Origin of the sequence: Blastococcus sp. KM273129, assembly GCF_021698995.1 — a bacterium.
GTDB lineage: Bacteria > Actinomycetota > Actinomycetes > Mycobacteriales > Geodermatophilaceae > Blastococcus.
The window spans coordinates 1-1,628 of the sequence record NZ_SSXB01000158.1 but is presented as its reverse complement, the minus strand read 5'-3'; the positions used below and the strand labels follow the sequence as shown (position 1 = coordinate 1,628).

The 1,628-nt window shown below is 78.3% G+C and carries 1 protein-coding gene; it reads left to right on the top strand.

Features of this window, described 5'->3' with window-relative positions:
- Positions 1-1,480 (top strand): PH domain-containing protein (locus E9565_RS21805; RefSeq protein ID WP_308196181.1); only part of this gene is annotated, 1,480 nt, incomplete at its 5' end.
- Positions 1,481-1,628 lie beyond the last annotated feature (148 nt).

Below are 1,628 nucleotides of genomic sequence, written 5' to 3'. Positions count from 1 at the left end.
GGTGTGGACGGCGATGACGCCGACCGCCAGCGCGCCGCGGCGGCTGTCGCCCCGCGTCATCGCCGTCCACACCGCGACGTTCCGGCAGGCCCGCTCGTTCGTCCCCGCCGTCATCCCGCTGATCGCGGCCACCGGCTTCGACGGCGGGATCCGCACGATCGCGGTCCTCGTCGTCGGCGTCACGGTGCTCTCGTTGCTCACCGCGACGCTGAACTGGTGGCGGTTCAGCTACGCCGACGGGCCGGCCGCGGTCGTCATCACCCGCGGGCTGCTGGCCCGGTCGGTGCGCACCGTGCCGAACGACCGCATCCGGGGTGTCGACGTCGAGGCGCCGCCCCTGCACCGGCTGTTCGGCCTGGTGCGCGTCCGCATCGACGCCGCCGCGGGGGCGGTCACCGACGGCGACGAGGAGCTGCTCGTCGACGGCATCCCGCGCGCGGAGGGCGACCGGCTGCGCGTCGCCGTCCTCACCCACCGCGCCGCCGCGACCCCCGCGACCGGCCCGGACGGCGCCCCCGCGGCCGAGCCGGTCGAGGAGGAGTACGCCCGCTTCGACCACCGCTGGCTGCGCTACGCCCCGCTGGTCGGCACCTACCTCGCCGTCCCGCTCGCCGCCGTCGGCGCGCTCTTCCGGCTGGCCGAGGAGCTGCCCGAGCAGTGGACCCCCGAGTTCCGGGAGCCCGACCTCTCCGACGTGCGGCTGCTCGCGGCCGGGCTGGTCATCGCGCTGCTGGTGCTGCTGGCCGGCTCCGTCGTCGGCGCGGCCCTGGTCAACTGGCGCTTCCGGGTGGTCCGCCGCGGCGGCTCGCTGATCGCCTCCCGCGGTCTGCTCACCCGCCGGCACACCGAGCTGGAGATCGACCGCATCCGCGGCGTGACGGTCACCGACGGGCTCGGCATGCGGCTGGTCCGGGCGGCCCGGGTCAGCGCCCTGGTCACCGGCCTCGGCGACGCCGCCGGGCGCGGGCAGCTGTTCCCCCTGGGGCCGCGCACGGAGGCGTGGGCGCTGGCCCGGCGGGTCGCCGACGACCCCGGCCCGCTCGTCGCGCACCCGCCCGCGGCCCGCCGCCGCCGGGTGCTGCGCGCCGTCGCCTCGGGCCTGCTGGTCACCGCGGGCGGCGGCGCGCTCCTGGCCGGCGACGGCGCCTGGTGGCTGCTGGCCGCCGGCGCCGGGCTGACGGTGCTGGGCGTCCCGGTGGGGCTCGCCCGCTACCGGTCGCTCGGGCACGCCGCCGGGCCGCGCACCTTCGCCGTCCGCAGCGGCTGGCTGGTGCGGGAGCAGGCCGTGCTGGAGCGGCGGGCCGTCGTGGGCTGGCAGGTCCGGCAGTCGTTCTTCCAGCGGCGGGCGGGTCTGGCCACCGTCACCGCCTGCGTCGGCGCGGGCAGCGGGGGCTACGCGGCCGTCGACATGGCCGCCGACGAGGTGCCCGGCTTCGCCCTGGCCGCCTCCGAGCCGTGGGCGGGCACGCTGGGCCGGTGAACGACCGGGGGTAGGGAAGGCGAACCTTCCGAGACCGGCGGTTGTCGATCACCGCCCCGGGTAGCTGGCCCCGCGATGACGTCCTGGGGAGCTCAGCGCACCCGGCCACCGGTGTGCCGCACGGGCTCCGCGGCGCCCAGCCCCACCC